At 57.3% G+C, this 20492-nt stretch carries 19 protein-coding genes and 1 tRNA gene; 2 read left to right on the top strand and 18 right to left on the bottom strand.

The features are described 5' to 3' along the window. Positions 1–47: 47 nt before the first annotated feature. The 6 genes from rplI to rnr form a co-directional block, all read right to left on the bottom strand. Positions 48–494: a 50S ribosomal protein L9 gene (rplI, locus tag K787_RS0103230; protein ID WP_022961355.1), complete on the bottom strand. Its 447-nt coding sequence runs from the start codon at positions 492–494 to the stop codon at positions 48–50. Positions 495–512: 18 nt separating this feature from the next. Next, positions 513–1412, bottom strand: coding sequence for a YybS family protein (locus K787_RS0103235; protein WP_022961356.1), 900 nt, complete (start codon positions 1410–1412; stop codon positions 513–515). Positions 1413–1450: 38 nt separating this feature from the next. Further along, positions 1451–1681, bottom strand: a complete 231-nt coding sequence (gene rpsR, locus K787_RS0103240; RefSeq protein WP_022961357.1) for a 30S ribosomal protein S18 — start codon at positions 1679–1681, stop codon at positions 1451–1453. Between the two features lie 42 nt (positions 1682–1723). Continuing rightward, complete coding sequence (gene rpsF / locus K787_RS0103245) at positions 1724–2158, bottom strand: 30S ribosomal protein S6 (protein WP_022961358.1); 435 nt, start codon at positions 2156–2158, stop codon at positions 1724–1726. A 283-nt stretch (positions 2159–2441) separates the two neighbouring features. Further along, the gene (gene rlmB, locus K787_RS0103250; RefSeq protein WP_022961359.1) at positions 2442–3185 is read right to left on the bottom strand and encodes a 23S rRNA (guanosine(2251)-2'-O)-methyltransferase RlmB; all 744 of its coding nucleotides are present in this window, start codon (positions 3183–3185) and stop codon (positions 2442–2444) included. A gap of 9 nt (positions 3186–3194) precedes the next feature. Then, positions 3195–5762 carry a ribonuclease R gene (rnr, locus tag K787_RS0103255; protein ID WP_022961360.1) on the bottom strand — a complete coding sequence of 856 codons (2568 nt, stop codon included), beginning with the start codon at positions 5760–5762 and terminating at the stop codon, positions 3195–3197. A gap of 178 nt (positions 5763–5940) precedes the next feature. Between rnr and K787_RS0103260 the strand changes: the two genes are divergently transcribed. Continuing rightward, a tRNA-Leu gene (locus K787_RS0103260) sits at positions 5941–6027 on the top strand. A 201-nt stretch (positions 6028–6228) separates the two neighbouring features. On the opposite strand, the gene K787_RS0103265 is transcribed toward K787_RS0103260, so the two are convergent. The 12 genes from K787_RS0103265 to K787_RS0103320 all read right to left on the bottom strand — a co-directional run bounded on the left by K787_RS0103265 (position 6229) and on the right by K787_RS0103320 (position 19336). Continuing rightward, positions 6229–7518 (bottom strand): adenylosuccinate synthase, encoded by a 1290-nt coding sequence (locus K787_RS0103265; protein WP_022961361.1) that lies wholly within the window; start codon positions 7516–7518, stop codon positions 6229–6231. A 48-nt stretch (positions 7519–7566) separates the two neighbouring features. Continuing rightward, positions 7567–8757, bottom strand: a complete 1191-nt coding sequence (locus K787_RS0103270) for an ATP phosphoribosyltransferase regulatory subunit (RefSeq protein WP_022961362.1) — start codon at positions 8755–8757, stop codon at positions 7567–7569. Positions 8758–8805: 48 nt separating this feature from the next. Continuing rightward, entirely contained in the window at positions 8806–8991 is a 186-nt protein-coding gene (locus tag K787_RS0103275; RefSeq protein ID WP_022961363.1) for a DUF2065 domain-containing protein, read from the bottom strand. A 148-nt stretch (positions 8992–9139) separates the two neighbouring features. After that, positions 9140–10012, bottom strand: a complete 873-nt coding sequence (gene hflC, locus K787_RS0103280; RefSeq protein WP_022961364.1) for a protease modulator HflC — start codon at positions 10010–10012, stop codon at positions 9140–9142. Then, positions 10012–11223 carry an FtsH protease activity modulator HflK gene (hflK, locus tag K787_RS0103285; protein ID WP_022961365.1) on the bottom strand — a complete coding sequence of 404 codons (1212 nt, stop codon included), beginning with the start codon at positions 11221–11223 and terminating at the stop codon, positions 10012–10014. The genes hflC and hflK overlap by 1 nt, the downstream gene beginning before the upstream one ends. 114 nt (positions 11224–11337) lie before the next feature. Then, a complete protein-coding gene (gene hflX, locus K787_RS0103290; protein ID WP_022961366.1) occupies positions 11338–12639 on the bottom strand; it encodes a ribosome rescue GTPase HflX in 1302 nt (433 codons plus the stop codon). Positions 12640–12656: 17 nt separating this feature from the next. Next, complete coding sequence (hfq, locus tag K787_RS0103295) at positions 12657–12911, bottom strand: RNA chaperone Hfq (RefSeq protein WP_022961367.1); 255 nt, start codon at positions 12909–12911, stop codon at positions 12657–12659. 144 nt (positions 12912–13055) lie between these two features. Further along, on the bottom strand, positions 13056–13994 hold the full coding sequence (miaA, locus tag K787_RS0103300; protein WP_040640774.1) for a tRNA (adenosine(37)-N6)-dimethylallyltransferase MiaA: 939 nt from the start codon (positions 13992–13994) through the stop codon (positions 13056–13058). 93 nt (positions 13995–14087) lie between these two features. After that, entirely contained in the window at positions 14088–15938 is a 1851-nt protein-coding gene (mutL, locus tag K787_RS0103305) for a DNA mismatch repair endonuclease MutL (RefSeq protein WP_022961369.1), read from the bottom strand. 1 nt (position 15939) lies between these two features. Then, positions 15940–17334 carry an N-acetylmuramoyl-L-alanine amidase gene (locus K787_RS0103310; protein WP_022961370.1) on the bottom strand — a complete coding sequence of 465 codons (1395 nt, stop codon included), beginning with the start codon at positions 17332–17334 and terminating at the stop codon, positions 15940–15942. A 23-nt stretch (positions 17335–17357) separates the two neighbouring features. Beyond that, positions 17358–17837, bottom strand: a complete 480-nt coding sequence (gene tsaE, locus K787_RS0103315; protein WP_022961371.1) for a tRNA (adenosine(37)-N6)-threonylcarbamoyltransferase complex ATPase subunit type 1 TsaE — start codon at positions 17835–17837, stop codon at positions 17358–17360. Between the two features lie 8 nt (positions 17838–17845). Next, a complete protein-coding gene (locus K787_RS0103320) occupies positions 17846–19336 on the bottom strand; it encodes a bifunctional ADP-dependent NAD(P)H-hydrate dehydratase/NAD(P)H-hydrate epimerase (protein ID WP_022961372.1) in 1491 nt (496 codons plus the stop codon). A 75-nt stretch (positions 19337–19411) separates the two neighbouring features. Here K787_RS0103320 and queG point away from each other — a divergent pair, with 75 nt between their 5' ends. Continuing rightward, complete coding sequence (queG, locus tag K787_RS0103325) at positions 19412–20491, top strand: tRNA epoxyqueuosine(34) reductase QueG (protein WP_022961373.1); 1080 nt, start codon at positions 19412–19414, stop codon at positions 20489–20491. The last annotated feature ends 1 nt before the right edge of the window (position 20492 follow it).

A 20492-nucleotide genomic window follows, 5' to 3' on the forward strand; every position in this document is an offset into this window, starting at 1 on the left:
CGACCTTGGGTTATCGGCAACCAGCCTGTCGGGCCTGTGCAGCGGTATTAACCGGCTACAACGACCAGCTTGACGGTAGCTTCTACATCTGTGTGCAGGTGCAGAGCAACGTCGAACTCACCAACGTTGCGCAGCGGACCTTCAGGCAGACGTACTTCGCTTTTCTCGATGTTGACGCCAGCAGCGGTCACAGCATCGGCGATGTCGCGAGTACCGATGGAACCGAACAGCTTGCCTTCTTCGCCAGCGTTGGCGGAGAGGGTCACAGTCAGACCTTCCAGCTTGGCCGCACGGGCTTCAGCTTCGGCTTTCTTCTCATCAGCGATACGCTCTAGTTCAGCGCGGCGAGCTTCGAAGGCTTCCAGGTTGGAAGCAGTGGCCGGAGTGGCTTTGCCAAAAGGCAGGAGAAAATTACGTGCGTAACCGGCGCTGACAGCAACCTTGTCGCCAAGGTTACCCAGATTCGCGATCTTTTCGAGCAGGATAACTTCCATTGCGATGACCTCTAAAATTCAAACTTGGCCATTCGAATCGTCATCGTCGCGCGGCCCTTGGGCCGGTGCAATACGAGCACGAAAATCGAACAGACTATCTATAAATGCCAAAAACATAATCAGGGGATACATAATCTGAGCGGCAAAAACAAACACCGCATAGAGTATCACCAGCCATACCAAAGCCAGCTTCTTAATGCCGACCAAGCCGTGCAGCAACGCCAACCCGGCAATCAGCAACGGTAGGCTGGCAACGGGTGCCAACAGCGCCATCTGCCCGAACTGCGGACTGAACAGCGTCAACACCAACAGGGCACCGGCTACCAAAGGCGACAAGCGCAGCCGATGAAACTCGGCGCGAAACCCGCCTGGGTTATACAGGCCCGCTTGCCAGGAGCGACCAATCATCAGACTGACCAACGCCATCAGCGCGTGCACCGCACCCGTCAAACCCGCCAGAACCGGCACCAGCAGCGCCTCGAGCCGAGCCATGCTGGCCTCGTCAACGGAGCCACCCATGTCAGCCATCAGTTGTGGCAAGCGCTCTTGAATCTGCACTGCCAGCGCCTGTAGCGGCTCTCCCAGTACACTCATGAGCAGCAACGCATAGGCTACGCCCAGCGGCACCACAACCAGCAAGACATTGGACCACTCTTGCTTCTCACGCAGCAGCGCCGCCATACCGGCAGCACCAAGAATCACCAACAAGGGCGTCAGATCACCCATCAACGCCCAGGCCAAGGCCGGTAAAGCACCCCAGATGATAACCGGGAGCGCTTCATTCAAGCCGCGGCGCAAGATGACCAACGCCAGTGCCGCAGCACTGACCCAGAACAACAGGGGTATAGCCGCTGCAATAGCCACTACCAGAGTGGCTTGCTTGCGACCGCGCATGATGTATTCCGCTAACCCACGCATGCTGGTTCGGTTTCCCTGATTACGTCATTACCTGCTTATCAGCGACTATGACTGTCGGTGAAAGGCAGCAGCGCCAGGTAACGGGCGCGCTTGATAGCAACACCCAGCTGACGCTGGTATCTGGCTTTAGTACCGGTAATACGGCTAGGAACAATCTTGCCGGTTTCGGTGATGTAAGCCTTGAGGGTGTTCAGATCTTTGTAATCGATCTCTTTAACGCCTTCAGCGGTGAAACGGCAGAACTTTCTGCGGCGGAAAAAACGTGCCATGGCAGCGTCTCCTTAGATACTGGAAAGTGGGAGCGGGATGACTTACTCGTCGTCGCCGTCGTTGTCGTTGTCGTCAGCGTTGTCGCTGTCGTTTTCCGAATCGTTGTCGTCGCCTTCGGTGCGCTCACGACGCTCACGACGCTCGCCACGACCGGTATCTTCCGGCTTGAGCATGTCGGACTGCTCGGTGATGGCTTCGTCACGACGGATGACCATGTTACGGATAACGGCATCGTTGTAACGGAAGTTCTCAGTCAACTCTTCCAGTGCCTTAGCGCTGCACTCGACGTTGATCATGATGTAGTGGGCTTTGTGGATCTTGTCGATTGGGTAAGCCAGTTGACGACGGCCCCAATCTTCCAGGCGGTGAATCTTGCCGCCATCTTCTTCAATAAGCTTGGTGTAGCGCTCAATCATGCCGCCGACCTGCTCACTTTGATCCGGGTGAACCAAAAATACGATTTCGTAATGACGCATAAGTGCTCCTTACGGGTTGTAGCCAGCCACCCAACATGGTCTGGCAAGGAGTAGAACTCTAGTTTGGGGCGCATATTCTAGGGGAGAGAGGGGGAAGAGGCAAGCTTTAAGCTGGAAGCGGCAAGCTACAAACCGGAGGAATAACGCGATTCTGAAGAACGTCGGTCCCCTGCTCGATAAATATCAGGCCAAAATGGATTCCCGCTTTCGCGGGAACGGCGCCAAGACTGGAGATCGGCTTGGGTTTTGGTTTTGGCTTTAGCCCTGCCTTGCCGCTTATCGCTTAGCCCTGCGTCCGTTGCCGAACCGCTTCAAACAGACAGATGCCACTGGCCACCGATACGTTAAGACTACTCACACTGCCCGCCATTGGTAGCTTAGCCAAATAATCGCAATGCTCGCGCGTCAAGCGGCGCATACCACTACCCTCAGCGCCCATCACAATAATACTGGGGACTTTGAGGTCTACCTGGTAAATCAACTGCTCAGCCTCTCCTGCCGTGCCGACAATCCATAGCCCACGCTGCTGCAGTTGCTTCAATGTGCGCGCAAGATTGGTCACGGCAACCAGCGGAACGGTCTCAGCAGCCCCACAAGCGACCTTGCGCACCGTTGGCGACAAACTGGCGGAACGGTCCCGCGGGATAATCACGGCGTGCGCACCCGCCGCATCGGCGCTGCGCAGACAGGCGCCGAGGTTATGCGGGTCGGTCACACCATCCAGCACCAATAGCAAGGCCGGACCCTCGAGCTTATCGAGCAGATTGTCGAGCATATCCTCCGACCACATCTGACTCGGCGTCACCGACGCGACGACCCCCTGATGCACTCCTTCGGCGACCTTATCCAGATCGTCTGGTGACACCCGCTGCACGCCAACCCCTGCAGCTTCCGCGAGATCTAGCAGAGCCTGCACGCGGCTATCCAACCTGCCACGCACCAACATAAGCTGCTTGACCCGCTTGGGCGAGCGCTGCAGCATCGCTTGTACGGCGTGCACACCGTAGACGTATTCGTTATCACTCATATATCAAACTCACGCTCTCGGCTTGCGCGGAGCGCGGGGTGCACGCGGAGCCCGCGGCGCACGTGGTAGCCCTGCAGGGCCAGCCGCTTTGTCAGCCGGTTTTTTGCCACCAGCAGACTTGGGCTTGCCTGAAGACGCTTTTGAGCGGGGCGCACGCCCCTTGCTCGCCGCACCACCGGCCTTTTTCGCATCATCCATCAACTTCTGGCGCACCGCGCGACTGGCATCGACATTGGCATTCGCCGCTTGCGGCTGCGTCTTATCCATCTCGAAGTCGATCTTGCGCTCATCCAGGTCCACCCGTGCCACCATAACCCTGACGGTATCGCCCAGACGGAAACTCTTGCCTGCGCGCTCACCAGTCAAACGATGATGCACCGCATCGAAATGATAGTAGTCAGCCGGCAATGCAGTGATATGCACCAGACCTTCTACATAAATATCCGTCAGCTCGACAAACAGACCAAAGCCCGTGACGGCCGTGACCAGACCGTCGAAGCTCTCACCCACCCGGTCTTTCATAAACTCGCATTTGAGCCAGCTCACCACGTCACGCGTGGCTTCATCGGCCCGCCGCTCGTTTTGCGAACACTGCTGGCCCAGATTTTCCAGCGCCGCCAGATCATAGGGATAGATAGACGCCTTGGGCAGCACCCCGGCACCAGCGCGCTGCACCCGATCGGTTTTTTTCCGCGAGCGGATGACACTGCGAATGGCCCGGTGGGTCAGCAGGTCGGGATAGCGGCGAATCGGCGAGGTGAAATGCGTATAAGCCTCATAATTCAAACCGAAGTGGCCAGCATTATGCGGACTGTAGACAGCCTGACTCAGCGAACGCAGCATGACCGTCTGAATTAACTGAGCATCCGTACGCCCCTGCACCTTCTGCAACACCGCACTGTAATCTTCGGGTGTTGGCGTGCCTTTCTTGCGCGTCAGGGTCATACCCATCGCACCGAGGAACTGACGGAGGCGTTCGACCTTTTCATCCTTGGGGGCATCGTGCACACGATACAGCCCAGGCAATTCCAGATCCTGAAGGAAGCGCGCAGTGGCGACGTTGGCGCAAAGCATGCATTCTTCAACAATCTTGTGCGCATCGTTACGGGTAGTGGGGCGAATTTCCGAGATCTTGCGGTTCTCGCCAAAAATAATGCGCGTTTCCGTGGTCTCGAAGTCGATCGCTCCGCGGCCCTGCCGCGCTTTTGCCAAAGCCTTGTATAGCTCGTACAGGTTTTTCAGTGCCGGCTGCAAATCGGCGTGCTCTTCAATCAACGCCTGCCCTTCGCGGCTGCGTGGATGCTCAAGCATGCTCGAAACCATGTTATAGGTCAGCCGCGCATGGGAGTGAATAACCCCTTCATAGAATTCATAATCCGTCAGCTCACCGCTCTTCGACACGGTCATCTCGCAGACCAACGCCAAGCGGTCAACCTTGGGCATCAAGGAGCACAAGCCGTTAGAAATCGCTTCTGGCAACATCGGCACGACTTCGCTAGGGAAGTAAACCGAAGTGCCACGCAACTCAGCCTCCCGATCCAGCGCCGAGCCTACTGGAACGTAATGCGATACATCAGCAATCGCTACATACAACTTCCAGCCGCCGGCAAACAAGCGCCACCCGCTGGCTTTCTGTGGCTCGCAATAAAGCGCATCGTCAAAATCACGCGCATCTTCGCCATCGATGGTCACCAACGGCAGGTGACGCAGATCGACGCGCTTGAGCTTGTCCTTGTCTTCCACGTGACCCTTCAGGCGTGCCGCTTCATCAAGCACCTCCTGAGGCCATACGCTGGGGATATCGTAACTGCGCAGCGCCACTTCGATCTCAACGCCAGCAGCCATGTAATCGCCTACCACCTCGATCACTTCGCCCTGCGACTGACGATGAATACTTGGCCACTGGGTAATCTTTACTTCCACATACTGGCCGTTCTGTGCGCCGCCCTCGGCGCCCGGCTGAATCAAGACCTCATGGTTGATCTTGGCGTTATCTGCGACCACGTAGGCAATACCGTTCTCGGTATAGTAACGGCCGACCAGCACCTCATGGGCGCGCTCAAGAATCTCGACAATGGTGCCTTCACTGCGGCCGCGGCGATCGACGCCGGTAATACGACCGAGGACACGGTCACCATCGAACACCAGGCGCATCTGCGCCGGACTGAGGAACAGATCATCGCCGCCGCCGTCAGGCACCAGGAAACCAAAGCCATCACGGTGACCCTGGACACGGCCCTTGATCAGATCCAGCTTATCGACCGGCGCATAGGCACCGCGGCGGGTATAGATGAGCTGCCCATCACGCTCCATGGCGCGCAAGCGTCGGCGAAGCGCCTCAATGCCATCTTCGTCGCTGATCGCAAACTCGTCTTGCAGCTGAGCGCGCGTAGCAGGCGCACCGCGTTCTTCAAGCAGCTTGAGGATCAACTCACGACTGGGGATAGGGTTATCGTAATTCTGAGCTTCGCGATGAGCCTCTGGGTCTATTGCTGCCCAGTTGGCCGGTGATGCGGAAGTACGTTTGGAGTTGCTCGACGCAGGCGCCGAGTCTTGGGATATTAGTTTTTTCGTCATAGCTCTCTATTGAACCGCGAATTGCGTCCAGATGCACCTATTTCTCGTGTTTCTGCACTTTTTTTCACAAGGGGGTTTACAAGCTCTGGGGCGCTACGTATTATTCGCGCCGTCAACACAACAACGGTTGCAACGCGAAACCTAGACGGTCAGCTTAGCACCAACGTTGCGAAAAGACGCCCAGGTGGTGAAATTGGTAGACACGCCAGCTTCAGGTGCTGGTGGCCGCAAGGCCGTGGAAGTTCGAGTCTTCTCCTGGGCACCATTTTTTTTCTGACGCAACCGCGCCAGATCCGCATCAACCCCCCCATTATTTCTGTAAAGCGCGCGCTCATTAGATTAGGCTTGCGCGACTGCCCTGCGGGCCAAATCCGGCACCTACTCGCATAAAATACAGCACCTAACCAAGCAACTGAATCAAGCCAGTGCATGGACATTAAAAAGGCGCCTTGCGGCGCCTTTTTAATCAGAATATCTTTCGCAAGATAATCGTCTCGTTTCTATCCGGACCTGTAGAAATGATATCCACCGGCGCACCTACCAACTCTTCGATACGCTTGATATAAGAGCGGGCATTGGCCGGTAGCTGCTCCAGCGTCTGCGCTCCCAGGGTCGACTCACTCCAACCCGGAACATCCTCATAGACCGGTTCCAGCCCCAAGTAGCTGTCAGCATCAGTAGGCGCTTCAATCACTGCGCCATCCTCATTGCGGTAACCAATGCAGATACGGATTACGTCCAGACCATCCAGCACATCCAGCTTGGTCAGACACAGGCCGCTGATGCTGTTGATTTCCATAGCCCGACGCAGAATCACCGCATCGAACCAGCCACAGCGACGCGCACGACCCGTGGTCGAACCAAACTCATGACCACGCTCGGCAAGGCGCGCACCGACGTCGTCAAACAACTCAGTAGGGAAAGGGCCGGAGCCGACGCGAGTAGTGTAAGCCTTGGTAATACCCAGCACGTAATCCAGGTATAACGGACCAAAACCAGAGCCAGTTGCAGTGCCCCCAGCCGTGGTGTTGGAGCTGGTGACAAAGGGATAGGTACCGTGATCAATATCCAGCAGCGAGCCTTGAGCCCCCTCGAACATGATATTGGCACTCTCGCGGCGCAGCTCATGCAGACGCGCTGTGACGTCAGTCATCAGCGGGCGCAACCACTCGGCGTAGCCCATGGCCTCGTCCAGGGTCTTCTGGAAATCGACCGGATCGACCTTGTAATAGTGCTGCAGGGCAAAGTTGTGGTAATCCAACACCTCGCCCAGCTTGGCGGCAAAGCGTTCGCGGTGGAACAGATCTGCCACGCGCAGGCCACGACGAGACACTTTGTCTTCATAGGCTGGCCCGATACCACGACCAGTAGTACCAATCTTGGCTTCGCCCCGCGCTTTTTCGCGTGCTTGGTCTAGAGCCACGTGATAAGGCAGAATCAATGGACACGCCGGACTGATGCGCAAGCGCTCACGCACAGGCACACCCTTGGCTTCCAGCTCTTTGAGCTCTTTCATCAGCGCTTCCGGCGATAGCACTACGCCGTTGCCGATGAAACACTGCACATTTTCCCGAAGAATGCCCGAGGGTATCAGGTGCAATACGGTTTTCTCGCCATCGATGACAAGCGTGTGGCCGGCATTGTGACCGCCCTGGTAACGCACCACGGCGGCTACCTGATCGGTGAGCAGATCAACGATCTTGCCCTTGCCTTCATCGCCCCATTGGGTACCCAGGATGACTACGTTCTTACCCATTTCAGCTCTTGCCTCATTCAAATTTGAACGGCCTGCACAGCCATCGAATCAATTGTTCAGTTCAGCAACCTGCCAAGCGTTATCACGCCAACGCAGAATGCGGTCACACCCATACTCAAGCGCCTCGGAATCCATCTGGCCGGGCAACGCGACGACCACCCTCTCCCCGCGCCGACGCAGAGCCATGACCTCCAGCTGCAGACCAGGCTCATTAGCGTAGGTAGCCCATATGCCGCGAATACGCTCACCACCGGTGATCACCCCCCGTTCTACCAGCAAACGCAGATCAGTAGAAAACCCGGTAGCCGGGCGTGCTCGGCCAAAGTACTGACCGATATCATCGTACCGGCCGCCCTGAGCTATGCTCTGACCAACACCCGCCACATACGCCGAGAACACCACGCCCGTGTGATAGTGATAGCCGCGCAGCTCACCGAGGTCAAAATACAACGGAATATTCGGATACTGACGACCCAGAGTCTGGGCTATTTCAACCAGATCATCCAGCGCAGCCATGACCGACTCAGGCGCACCGTCAAGCAACACGTGAGCCCGATCCAGCACCTCTATCCCACCGGATAACTCAGCAAGACTACACAGCATTGCCGCCAGCGAAGACTGACTCAGCGGCTCGGTTAACTGCCGTACTTCATCAACCGCCTTGCGCTGGAGTGCGTCGAATAATGCCCGTTCGGTGCTCTCTTCCAGGTCGGCTGCCTGGGTTAAGCCGCGAAAGATGCCCACATGCCCTATATCAAGATGCACGCCTTTGACCTGGCAACTGTTCAGGCTCTCAAGCATCAGGCTGATGATTTCGATATCGCTTGCGCTTGACGCATCACCATACAGCTCCGCACCCAACTGGATCACGCTGCGCGCGGTAGACAGCGCACGGGGCCGGGTATGCATGACACTGCCACAATAACAAAGCCGACTAGGCCCCTCGGCACCGAGGGTATGCGCATCAATGCGCGCCACCTGCGGCGTGATATCTGCGCGCAGACCGAGCATGCGCCCGGAGAGCTGATCAATCATCTTGAACGTTTGCAGTTCAAGATCATGACCGGCGCCAGTCAACAGGGATTCAACGTATTCGATATGGGGCGTAATGACCAGGTCATACCCCCAGGAGACAAACAGATCCAGCAGCCGCCTACGGGCAGCTTCGATACGCGCCGCCTCTTCAGGCAACACCTCTTCTATACCATCAGGCAACAGCCAGCTATCAACAGTCGGCATTATCACAACCTTTCCTAAGCGTGGAATGCGGGCAAAACCGGCACTCTGCTAGCGAATCAGATAGAGAAACAGGGTACCCGTAAGCATGCAGGACAGCCCGATCAGCCGCAGAGGTGTATCACCTATCTGCGCCACCTCAGCCAACATGCGCTTCCAGCGTGCTGGTGCCAGAAAAGGCATCAAACCCTCGATCACCAGCACTAAACAGAGCGCAGTCGCCAGACTTTGCCACATGCACTGTTTCCCCTCGATCAGACCAGAACTATAGCCAGAACAGCCAAGCACTGGTCACAAAAAAGCCGGGATTTCCCCGGCTGCGCGATTGTATCACGTTTTTGCCTGGCCACACCTGCAAAGGCAGCAGCTGTGGCCAGTTGACCGCCTACCTCACGCTATTACCTTGAAGGTAGCGGAAAAACTCACTATCAGGATCAAGCACCAAAATATCGGACTTGCTTGAGAAGCTTTCACGGTAAGCCTGGAGGCTACGGTAGAACGAGTAGAATTCAGGATCCTTGTTGTAAGCTTCCGAATAAATCGCAGCGGACTGCGCATCCCCATCACCGCGAATCTGCTCGGCTTCCCGGAACGCTTCGGCCAGGATCACGCGCTGCTGACGATCAGCGTCTGCACGAATACCTTCACCCAGCTCCCGACCCTTGGCTCGATGCTCACGCGCCTCACGCTCACGCTCGGTGCTCATACGCTCAAAGACGCTGCGATTCACCTCGCGCGGCAGATCGATCGCCTTGACCCGCACATCCAGCACCTCAATACCCAGCTCGCGACGCGCACTGGTATCCAGGGTGCTGGTGATATCGGCCATCAACTGATCGCGCTCACCGGACACCACTTCATTGAGGGTACGGCGCGCCACTTCGTTGCGCAGACCCGACTCCAGCTGGCGCGACAAGCGCTCTTCAGCAATGGACCGCATACCCGAAGTTGCCGTGTAGAAGCGCTCAACATTGGCGATACGCCATTTGGCATAGGAGTCGACCATCAGCGCCTTCTTCTCCAGCGTCAGATAGCGCTGGGTAGCGGTATCAAGCGTTAGAAGCCGGCCATCAAACAGGCGATGCTCTTGCACAAACGGCAGCTTGAAGTGCAGACCTGGCTGAACATCATCTTTAACAACCTTACCGAACTGCAACACGATGCCGCGTTCGATCTGACTGACAACGAAGAAGCTGTTCCAGCCAACCACCACTACTATCAGCGCCAGAATCAGGCCGAAAACCGTTTTATTGCTCATCAGCGGGACTCCCTTGCACGCAGATCACGCTGCTGGATTTCAAGCGGTATACGCGCCTGACTATCGCTAGCACCGGCTGCTGCATTTGAAGAAGATGAGGAGGAGGACGAGCCACCACCTTGTTGCATCAGCTTGTCCAACGGCAGATACAACAGGTTGTTGTTACCGTCACCACCTGACACCAGGATCTTGCTGGTATTGGTCATCACTTCCTGCAAGGTTTCGATGTACATGCGCTCACGCATTACCTGCGGAGAGGCTTGGTACTGAACATACAGCTGATTAAAGCGCTGCGCTTCACCGTCGGCGCGAGCGACAACTTCATCACGGTAACCGTTGGCTTCTTCGAGAAGGCGCTGGGCACGACCACGGGCCTCAGGGATAACCCCATTAGCATAGGATTCAGCCTGATTGCGCTCGCGAACCTCGTCCTCGCGCGCTCGAATCACGTCATCAAACGCATCCTGCACTTCGGCCGGTGCCTGAGCGCTTTCGATGTTCACCTGAACCACGGTAATACCCGTGTTGTAGGTATCCAGATAACGCTGCAAGCGCTCGGTAGTCTCAACCCCCATCTGCTCACGACCTTCGGTCAGCACCTGGTGCATTGACGTAGAACCGACCACGTGGCGCAAGGCGCTTTCAGTAGCATGCCTCAAGCTGGTTTCAGGATCTTCGACCTTGAGTACAAAGTTCTCAAGATTGGAAATGCGGTACTGAATGGCGACCGGCACCTCAACAATATTCTCGTCTTCGGTCAACATCTGGCCTTGCTGACGATAGGAACGTACCTGGGTCACGTTACGCTGAAACTTCCGCTCGATCGGCGGAAAATACAGATGCAAGCCGGATTCCACTGTGCGGTGATATTCACCAAAACGCAGAATAATGGCCTGCTCTTGCTCATCAACGGTATACACCGCACTGAACAACCAGAACGCGATAACAACCAGACCGGCAATGGCCCACACGGCCTTCGGAATACCTGCCCCGCCACCGCTGTTGCGACCACTGCCACCGCTATTGTTACCACTGCCTTTTTTACCACCAAACAGACCGTTAAGACTGTCTTGGAGTTTTTTCAGCGCCTCATCAAGGTCCGGTGGACCCTGCTTGCCACCGCGATTGCCGTTATTGCCGCTGTTGTTGCCGCCACTACCCCAAGGGTCTTGGTTGTTATTTTTACCACCACCAGGCTCATTCCAGGCCATAGCGTTCTCCGTTATTCGTAAACCTGCCAGACCAGGATGACTCTCAAGCCACCCCAGATACTTGTTCAATCCTACAGCAATTGGCTCGCCCTAAGCGAACCGTAGGGCAACCCATTATTGCAAAGTATGTTGCTGCAAAAACACATCGGGCAACCAACCTTCGCGCTTAAGCAGCCGATGAAAATCAGCGCGCTGCAGGCGCAGGTCCAACTGCTGCCGGCCATCGTCCGCAATGCGTTCTTCTACCACCGCCCCCACTGCATAAAACTGTGCGCGCAATCGGGCCTCCGCATGCTCCAGCAGTATCGACTCCTGAATCACATCCTGACCGAGCCTTTCCGCCATGGCCTGCTGAACCAGTTCCAACCCTAACCCTTGCTGAGCAGAGACCCAGACGCGCACGGGCAGCCCGGATTCATCTCGCTGAATATGCGGCTCAACGCCCTCAAGAAGATCAATCTTGTTGTACACCTCAAGAATGGGCAGCTCTATGGCATCGATTTCAGTCAATACCTTGACCACCTGCTCAATGTGCGAAGTGCGATCTGGATCAGCCGCATCAATCACATGCAGCAGCAGATCAGCCTGACTGGATTCCTCCAATGTGGCGCGGAAAGCTTCGACCAACTTGTGCGGCAGGTGGCGGATGAAACCGACTGTATCAGCCAGAATCGCCGGACCTATATCGTCCAGTTCAATGCGCCGGAGTGTTGGATCCAGGGTAGCAAACAACTGATCTGCGGCGTACACCGTTGAACTGGTCAACACATTGAACAACGTCGACTTGCCCGCATTGGTATAGCCTACCAAGGACACAACCGGGATTTCAGCACGCCGGCGTGAACGGCGGGCCTGTTCGCGTTGACTGCGAACCTTTGCCAAACGCCGGGTGATCTGCTTGATGCGCTCGCGTAACAGGCGCCGGTCCGTTTCAAGCTGGGTTTCACCCGGCCCGCGCAGACCTATACCGCCCTTCTGGCGCTCAAGGTGGGTCCAACCGCGCACTAGCCGCGTGCTCAGATGGTCAAGCTGCGCCAGTTCGACTTGCAGCTTGCCCTCATGGGTACGGGCTCGTTGGGCGAAGATATCGAGGATCAAACCGGTCCGGTCTATCACCCGGCATTTGAGCTCACCTTCAAGGTTTCGCTCCTGACTGGGTGTCAGCACGTGATTGAAGATGACCAGATCAGCTTCATGCTCGGCAACGCTAGCCTGCAATTCCTCCACTTTCCCAGCGCCAATCAAAAAGCGCGGGCTGGGTTGGTGGCGATTGACGGTGAGGAAGGCTGCTATATCGGCGCCGGCCGAATTGGCCAGCTCGACAAACTCCTGAGGATCTTCTCGGGTGCGCTCATCCTGACTTTCAAGGTGAACGAGAATCGCACGTTCACCCCCTTCATGGCGCTCAAAAAACAATCAGACCTCCCCAAAAATCAAGGTGTTTCCATCTCTGCTTCATCGCCGCTGCCCTGGACAGGCAAGCGCACCGGACGACCCGGCACGACAGTAGAAATAGCGTGCTTATAAACCATCTGACTGACGGTATTCTTCAACAGGATGACAAACTGATCGAAAGACTCGATCTGACCCTGCAGTTTAATGCCGTTGACCAGGTAAATAGATACCGGAACCCGTTCCTTGCGCAGAACGTTCAGGTAAGGGTCTTGTAGTGAATGCCCTTTTGACATTGCCTCACTCCTTATGGCTTATGGAAAGCCTATTTGTAAGCATTGAATAATGCGTTTTAACCGAACTGTCCATAATCCTTCAGGAGAGTCGGTGCCAATTTTCTAACCACCATCTGAAATCAAGACTAGCAGAACACTGGAAACTTATATTGTGGCCGGTTCAAGCGCTTTCAAGGCCTGGTCAAATCTTTTCGGATCAAGGCTATCGAACCACTCAATCTCCGCCTTCCAACCCCGCAACCAGGTAAGCTGTCGCTTGGCTAGCTGCCGCGTAGCGATAACTCCCTTTTCGACCGCCTCATCGCGTGAGAGTTTCCCCTCCAGGTAATCCCATATTTGCCGGTAACCCACTGCCCGAATCGACGGCAGCCCAGCATGCAAATCGGACCTGGAGTACAAAGCTTGGACCTCTTCTACCAGACCCTGCTGCATCATCAATTCAAAGCGCTGAGCAATCCGTTGATGCAGAATCTGGCGCTCGACAGGAGCTATAGATAGATAACGCATAGTATAAGGCAAAAAAGACGAGCCGGGCGTCTGGCCCAAGGCTTTTTCTGACGCTTGCCGCAGGTGCCAGTCAGTCAGGCTGATCCCCGATAGCAGATAGACCTCATAGGCTCGCTGGATTCTCTGCGGATCATTCGGATGAATGCGTTCAGCCGCCTGCGGGTCAACTTCAGCCAGCCTGCCGTGGACAGCCTGCCAACCTTCGGTCACGGCTATCGCCTCAATACCCGCGCGGATCGCAGGGTCTGCTGGAGGCATGCTGGCAAGCCCATCCGAGAGCGCTTTGAAGTACATCATGGTGCCACCCACCAGCAACGGAATACGGCCACGGGCGTGGATATCGCTGATTAGCGACTGGGCGTCTGAACAAAACCGCGCGGCAGAATAAGCTTCGGCAGGGTCAAGAATATCAATCAGGTGATGAGGGAATCGGGCCAGCGTGTCGGCATCTGGTTTAGCTGTGCCAATGTCCATACCGCGATAGACCAGCGCAGAATCAACACTGACCAGCTCACACGGCAAGTGCTCGGCCAGGTACAACGCAAGATCAGTTTTGCCCGATGCAGTAGGCCCCATCAGACAGATGACCGGAGGTTTGACAACGGTATTCACGCAACACTCCGATACACTTTATAGACCAGATGACGCTTGGAAAAAGAACGCCAGGGCTCAGCGACCACGTAGAAATAACTTATCCAGTTCGACCATACCCATCTGTGTCCAGGTGGGTCGTCCATGATTGCACTGTCCGCTGCGCTCGGTCTGCTCCATATCACGCAGCAATGCATTCATTTCCGTCAAGGTCAGCCGGCGGTTGGCCCTGACCGAGCCGTGACAGGCCATGGTCGATAGTAATTCATTGCGGTGGGCCTCGATACGGTCACTGGTGCCGTACTCCAGCAGATCACTGAGTACATCCCGGACCAATTGCACCGCATCGGCCTGACGCAGCAGCGCAGGTATCTCACGAATACCCAACATTTCCGGCCCCAGACGCTGCAGCTCAAAGCCCAGGCGAGCGAACCAATCGGCATGTTCCTCGGCGCAGTCGGCCTCGCGCTGACTCACCGCAAGTGATTCAGGCACCAACAAAGGCTGACCGCGCAGGCCCTCCTGATCCATAGCCAACTTGAGGCGCTCGTAGGTGATACGCTCATGCGCGGCATGCATATCGACGACCACCAAACCCTGCGCGCTCTCAGCCAGAATATAGACCCCGTGCAACTGCGCTATGGCATAACCCAACGGCGGCACATCTTGCTGGTCACCCTGCTCTGCTGGCACTACACCCGCAGGTTGCGCGTTATAGAGCGCCGAATAACCGGACAAACTGCCGCTCACCTCGGCAATCGAGGGCCGCTCCGGCTGGTAAGCCGATGGCGAGGACCAACTGGCTGGCGGCTCCTGCAGCGACATCCGCCCCTGCCCTGAGAACACACCTGCAGCAACTCCAGTGCTTGCCGTTGCCGGGGGCACAGATTCGCCCGCCAACCCATCAGCACCAGGCGGATCACCCGGACGCTGCGCAGCCAAAGCCCGATGCAAGGTACTGAACAGGAAATCATGGACCATGCGTCCGTCGCGAAAACGGACCTCATGCTTGGTCGGATGCACATTAACATCCACCACCGCAGGATCCACTTCGAGAAACAATACGAAGGTCGGGTGGCGGCCATTAAAGAGCACATCTCGATAGGCCTGCCGAACAGCATGCACCACCAGCTTGTCTTTGATCATGCGGCCGTTGACAAAGAAGTACTGCAAATCCGCCTGGCTGCGCGAAAAGGTCGGCAGCCCGACCCAACCCCATAGCCGCAGCCCACTGCGCTCACTATCAATGGATAGCGACTGCTCAACGAACGCTGGACCACACACGCTGGCCACCCGCCGCCGGGCCTCCTGCTCGCCATGCGCCGGACGCAGGCTGAACACAGTGCGCCCGTTATGCCTGAGATTGAACGCCACATCAAAGCGCGACAAAGCGAGGCGCTTGACGACCTCTTCAAGGTGACTGAATTCGGTCTTTTCCGTACGCAGGAATTTGCGTCTGGCCGGGGTATTGAAAAACAGGTCACGCACTTCAACGGTGGTACCCCGAGGATGCGCTGCAGGTTGCAGCTGGGGCTGCATATCCCGCCCCTCGGTTTCTACCTGCCAAGCCTGGTCGGCCTCGGCGGTACAGGAGGTGAGCGTCAACCTGGAGACCGAGCTGACCGACGCCAGCGCCTCGCCGCGAAAGCCCAGGGTGGCGACGCGCTCAAGGTCATCCAGATCGCGGATCTTGCTGGTGGCATGGCGTGACAGCGCCAGCGGCAAATCGTCCTGCACGATGCCACTGCCATCGTCGCGCACGCGCAATAGCTTGACGCCCCCTTGCTCAACGTCAATATCGATGCGCTCAGCACCCGCATCCAGACTGTTCTCCAACAGCTCCTTGATAACCGAGGCGGGCCGCTCTACCACTTCACCAGCAGCAATCTGGTTAGCCAGGCGGGGGCTCAATAATTCGATGCGCGCCATATCAGGGCTGATTCTGCACGAGCATGCTGCCGGCGGGCACTTTCAGCGTCTGACCAATGCGGATCTGGTCACTGCCCAGCTTGTTGGCTTCACGCAGACTGGCCACGCTGATGCCATAACGGTTGGCGATGACCGACAGCGTATCACCGCGAGAAACCGTGTGTTCTGACGGCCGCGACGCCTGCAATTTGCCTCCTGCCTTCAGCGCCGCGAGCTTGGTGCCCGGCGGCGGATAACGATGAAAATAGTCACGAATGCCGGTATGCATGGCCCGGGCCAAGGCTTGCTGGTGACTTTTCGTCACTAGCTTCCGGGCTTCTCCAGGGTTGGAGATAAAGCCAGTCTCTACCAGAATGGAGGGTATGTCAGGCGACTTCAGCACCATGAACCCGGCCTGCTCGACCCGCCGCTTGTGTAGCGGCGTGATCTTGCCCACTGCAGCCAACACTTGCTGGCCGACATCCAAACTGGCCGATAGCGTGGCCGTCATCGACAGATCCAGGAGCACACTGGCGAGCACCTGATCCTTATTATCCAGACTGACTCCGCCCACGCCACCGATCAGATCCGAGCGGTTTTCGCGGTCGGCTAACAGGCGTGCTGTTTCAGAGGTGGCACCACGATCGGAAAGCGCGAACACCGAAGCACCAAACGCACTGGCCCGGGTAAAGGCGTCCGCGTGCACAGACACGAACAGATCGGCATTGTGCTTGCGGGCGATTTCCGTACGTCTGCGTAGCGGTATGAAATAGTCCCCCGTACGCACCAGTTCGCCCTTGAATCCCGGCTCGGCATCGATCAAGCGCTTGAGTTCGCGGGAGATCGCCAGCACCACCTCTTTCTCACGCACGCCGCCAGGGCCAATTGCGCCCGGATCTTCACCGCCATGTCCAGCATCCAGCGCGATGATAATCAATCGCTCACCGACTTCTGTTACCGCCCTCGGGGCAGTGCTTGGCGGCAGTGGCGCGGCTACATCGGGCGCGGGCAGAGAAATGCGTTCGCGCGGTTGATCGTTATCGAACAAATCGATCACCAGACGGTGACCGTATTGCTGATTCGGCGGTAATGCAAAGCTCTTCGCGGTCACCTGCTGGGACAAATCAAGCACCACACGCAGACTGGACGCATCACGCGGGGCAGAGCGAACCGCAGTTAACGGCGTACCTTCCAGCGGTAGTCCGCTGGTCGTGGCAGAGAAGCTGGCACCGGTTACATCGATGACGATGCGCTCGGGACTGGAAAGCGTAAACAGAGTGTGATCAGCCGGCCCGGTCAGATCGAAGACCAACCGAGTATTGTCCGGCGCGCGCCATATGCGCACGTTCTGGATATCTGCAGCCTGCAGCAGACCCGACATCAACAGACACAGACTGATGATCATCCCTTTGAGCATTGCTCGACTCCCGGCATTTCTGATCACGTGTGTGCATCTTCCCGTTTGTTGTGTAGGCGCTGGCATGCGGCCAGACCATGGGAACCATGCCCCAATATGTGCAGCTGACGTCCAACGCCCTTGGGGCTTATGGTAATGGTCAGATCAGCACTTGGCAAAACTCCCTTGCCTTTATCTGGCCACTCCACCAGACACAGGCTCTCGGGATTGAAGTAATCGCGCACGCCGAGAAATTCCAGTTCCTCGGGATCAAGCAACCGATACAGATCGAAATGGTAAATACAGCCCGAGTCCAGCTCGTAGGGTTCAACCAGCGTAAAAGTCGGACTCTTGACTGCGCCCTGATGACCTCGACCCCTGATCAGCCCCCGGCTCAGGGTAGTTTTGCCCGCCCCCAGATCGCCTTGCAGGTAGATCACCCCGCGCCCCTCCATGACGTTGCCAATAGCGGCACCCAAGGCCTCCATAGCCTGATTTCCCTCTGCGTAAAACTGCTCGATCATCTTGTTTCCTATGCGTTGAGCCAATGCCTGAGGGGCATCATCAGATCCCCTGCAAGCAACCCTCTATGATCCCCATGAGCCGCCGTATCGCCTGCCAATGCGTGCACCAGCACGGCATAGCGCGCGGCCTGCCCGGCCGGCAGACCTTGCGCCAACAAGGCTCCCGCGACCCCGGACAGCACATCACCCATACCCGCAGTGGCCATCCCTGGATTACCAAAGGTGCAAATCCCGGGCGGCTGCCCCTGATCACCAACCGCCGCGACTAAACTACCCACACCTTTGAGGACCACGGCGCACCCGAAGCGTTCCACAAGGGACCTTAACGCCTGCACCCGGTCAGCCTGCACTTGCACAGTCTTTAAGCCAAGCAAGCGCGCGGCCTCTGCGGGGTGCGGGGTAATGATATCCCTGTCGCACAGCCACAAATGACCATCGACGCTTTCAGCCAAGATATTTAATGCATCGGCATCAAGCACCTTGGGCGCATCCGCAGCCATGGCCAGCTCACACAATTGCTGAGACCATTCCGAGCGCCCCAGACCCGGCCCAATCACCAGCGTATCAGCGCGCGCGAGCAGTGTCCCGGCCTCCTCAGCCTCTTCAATTGCCAGCGCCATGATTTCTGGGCAACGGCTCAGCAACGGCGCCACATGCTCTGGGCGGGTCGCCACCGATACCCGACCAGCGCCACTGCGTAACGCGGCTTCTGCTGCGAGCATGATTGCACCACCCATCCCGCGATCCCCGCCAACCAGAACAACATGGCCGAATAGACCTTTGTGGGCGGCTCGCGGCCTGCTTGGCAAGGCGCTTGCCCAGTCTGCAAGCAACAAGCGCTCAAGCGCTGGCTTGGGCATGCCTGGAGGCAACGCGGCTAAACCGGCAAAAACCAATTCACCGGTCTGATCAGGCCCGGCGGCCGTTAACAACCCGGGCTTTAGCGTTATAAAGGTCACCGTCAGGGCAGCTTTGACCGCCGCACCCAGCACTTGTCCGGTATCTGCGTCCAAACCACTGGGGATATCCACCGAGACCACTGGCACCCCGCTGGCATTCAGCGCACTGATCGCAACGGAAAACGGTTCTCGCACCTGACCTTGCAACCCGGTGCCAAGCATCGCGTCCAGCACCACCCCGTCAAGTTCGGCACCAGGCTGCCAGGTGTCGATGGAAACCCCCGCCTCGGCTGCGGCGCGCAACGCCTGAAGCGCATCACCACCAAACTCCGCACGGTCAAAAAGACTCAGCACGTGTACCTTCCAACCTGCCAGCAATGCCAGCCGCGCAACCAGAAAGCCGTCACCGCCGTTATTACCCTTGCCGCAGAGCACCGTCAACTGACCAACATGCGGCCAACGGGCCTGTAACTCGGCCCATACAGCCTCTGCAGCACGCTGCATTAACTGCGGCCCAGGCACGCCTTGCGCAATAATAGCCGCATCAATCGCTCGCGTTTGCGCCGCACTGTGAACCGCCTTGGGCCAAGTTGTGGTCATTACATGCTACCTATCGCATTGTCTGGCACAATTATAGAGACCTGCTGCCTTTTACCCTAATGACTTTGATCAATCATGCCCTCCAACCACAGCACCTCAGAACTGTTGCACCTGGCCGACCAGATCCGCCAGTTAGGCCTGGCTCTGGGCTTTCAGCAGCTCGGCATCAGCGCCGCCGACACCGGCCAACATGAAGCCCGCCTTGAGCACTGGCTTGACGCGGGCTACCAAGGAGAAATGCAATGGATGGCCAGTCACGGCAGCAAACGCGCCCGGCCTGCGGAGCTAGTCCCAGGCACGCAACGGGTTATTTCCGTACGTATGGATTATTTACCCGCTGACAGCGCAATGGCCAAGCGCCTAGGCCAACCGGATATCGCGTACATCTCACGCTACGCCCTGGGCCGCGACTACCACAAGTTGATGCGCCGCCGCCTGCAACAACTGGCCGAACAGATTCAAGCGTTGATCGGGCCCTTCGGCTACCGCGCCTTTGTCGACAGCGCGCCGGTGATGGAGCGCGGATTGGCTAATCAGGCAGGGCTTGGTTGGATCGGCAAGAACACCATGCTGCTTAACCGCCACGCAGGGAGCTATTTCTTTCTTGGCGAACTGTTCACCGATTTGCCGTTACCTATCGATCAGGCCTACCAGGAAGAACACTGCGGGCGCTGTACGGCGTGCCTGGACAAGTGCCCGACCCAGGCTTTCGTCAGCCCTCAGGTGCTCGACGCTCGACGCTGCATTTCCTATTTGACCATTGAACTGAAGGGCTCTATCCCTGAAGACCTGCGGCCGATGATGGGCAACCGGGTGTTTGGTTGCGACGACTGCCAACTGGTATGCCCATGGAACCGCTTCGCCAAACCGACCAACGAGCCCGACTTCAGTCCGCGTCACGATCTCGACCAAGCCTCGCTGGTTAGCCTGTTCCGCTGGGATGAGCAGACTTTTCTGAGCAACACCGAGGGTTCACCTATAAGGCGCATCGGCCACGAACGCTGGCTGCGAAACCTGGCCGTTGGGTTAGGCAATGCGAGCAGCAGCATTGTGGTGCTTGAGGCACTGAAAGGCCGCCTGTCTCACCCTTCAGAGCTGGTCCGCGAACATGTCATCTGGGCCCTCGCTCGCCACGGGGTTGTGCTTGAAGCTTGAA

Origin of the sequence: Halopseudomonas pelagia CL-AP6 (assembly GCF_000410875.1) — a bacterium.
GTDB lineage: Bacteria > Pseudomonadota > Gammaproteobacteria > Pseudomonadales > Pseudomonadaceae > Halopseudomonas > Halopseudomonas pelagia.

Coding starts and splice junctions, on each gene's coding strand:
- rplI (WP_022961355.1), bottom strand. CDS start 494: ATGGAAGTTATCCTGCTCGAAAAGATCGCGAATCTGGGTAACCTTGGC.
- K787_RS0103235 (WP_022961356.1), bottom strand. CDS start 1,412: ATGCGTGGGTTAGCGGAATACATCATGCGCGGTCGCAAGCAAGCCACT.
- rpsR (WP_022961357.1), bottom strand. CDS start 1,681: ATGGCACGTTTTTTCCGCCGCAGAAAGTTCTGCCGTTTCACCGCTGAA.
- rpsF (WP_022961358.1), bottom strand. CDS start 2,158: ATGCGTCATTACGAAATCGTATTTTTGGTTCACCCGGATCAAAGTGAG.
- rlmB (WP_022961359.1), bottom strand. CDS start 3,185: ATGAGTGATAACGAATACGTCTACGGTGTGCACGCCGTACAAGCGATG.
- rnr (WP_022961360.1), bottom strand. CDS start 5,762: ATGACGAAAAAACTAATATCCCAAGACTCGGCGCCTGCGTCGAGCAAC.
- K787_RS0103265 (WP_022961361.1), bottom strand. CDS start 7,518: ATGGGTAAGAACGTAGTCATCCTGGGTACCCAATGGGGCGATGAAGGC.
- K787_RS0103270 (WP_022961362.1), bottom strand. CDS start 8,757: ATGCCGACTGTTGATAGCTGGCTGTTGCCTGATGGTATAGAAGAGGTG.
- K787_RS0103275 (WP_022961363.1), bottom strand. CDS start 8,991: ATGTGGCAAAGTCTGGCGACTGCGCTCTGTTTAGTGCTGGTGATCGAG.
- hflC (WP_022961364.1), bottom strand. CDS start 10,012: ATGAGCAATAAAACGGTTTTCGGCCTGATTCTGGCGCTGATAGTAGTG.
- hflK (WP_022961365.1), bottom strand. CDS start 11,223: ATGGCCTGGAATGAGCCTGGTGGTGGTAAAAATAACAACCAAGACCCT.
- hfq (WP_022961367.1), bottom strand. CDS start 12,911: ATGTCAAAAGGGCATTCACTACAAGACCCTTACCTGAACGTTCTGCGC.
- miaA (WP_040640774.1), bottom strand. CDS start 13,994: ATGGGGCCTACTGCATCGGGCAAAACTGATCTTGCGTTGTACCTGGCC.
- mutL (WP_022961369.1), bottom strand. CDS start 15,938: ATGGCGCGCATCGAATTATTGAGCCCCCGCCTGGCTAACCAGATTGCT.
- K787_RS0103310 (WP_022961370.1), bottom strand. CDS start 17,334: ATGCTCAAAGGGATGATCATCAGTCTGTGTCTGTTGATGTCGGGTCTG.
- tsaE (WP_022961371.1), bottom strand. CDS start 17,837: ATGATCGAGCAGTTTTACGCAGAGGGAAATCAGGCTATGGAGGCCTTG.
- K787_RS0103320 (WP_022961372.1), bottom strand. CDS start 19,336: ATGACCACAACTTGGCCCAAGGCGGTTCACAGTGCGGCGCAAACGCGA.
- queG (WP_022961373.1), top strand. CDS start 19,412: ATGCCCTCCAACCACAGCACCTCAGAACTGTTGCACCTGGCCGACCAG.